This is a genomic window from Polaromonas sp. P1_G2, assembly GCF_056405515.1.
Genome location: NZ_JBFUBY010001535.1, coordinates 1 through 387, shown reverse-complemented (window position 1 = coordinate 387; position 387 = coordinate 1). Strand labels below are relative to the sequence as shown.

The following is a 387-nucleotide window of genomic DNA, read 5'->3' as shown; positions in this document are numbered from 1 at the left end:
GTGAATCCCCGAATGCCCCGAAATCGTTCTCATATGTTTCGGACGCTGGACCGCTGACCATTCCGTGCGCTCCCAGGTATCACTTCAAGTTCACAGCAAATGGTCTTACCCGCATAGCTCGCGCCCGACGATTACTCCCCCAAGTCGGTCAGCGAATTCTCAAAAGATATCTCTTAGATTTTGCATATTCGTTGGTGGTGAATTTGTGGACCGACACCCGCGGCGAAGTTGACATGTCCTACGTTGTGCAAACATCCGAAAAAGTTGTTCAGCGCTGCATACTGATGACCACTGATCCCGGCGATCTGGTCCTTGATCCCACATGCGGCTCTGGAACTACCGCGAAGGTCGCAGAACTTTGGGGGCGTCGTTGGATCACGATCGACA

1 protein-coding gene is annotated in these 387 nt (G+C 52.7%); it reads left to right on the top strand.

Going from position 1 to position 387, the window contains the following annotated elements; all coding sequences use genetic code 11:
• Positions 1 to 233: 233 nt before the first annotated feature.
• Positions 234 to 387: DNA methyltransferase (locus tag AC1D0P_RS31430; protein WP_477680303.1), on the top strand; the 154-nt coding region annotated here is incomplete at its 3' end.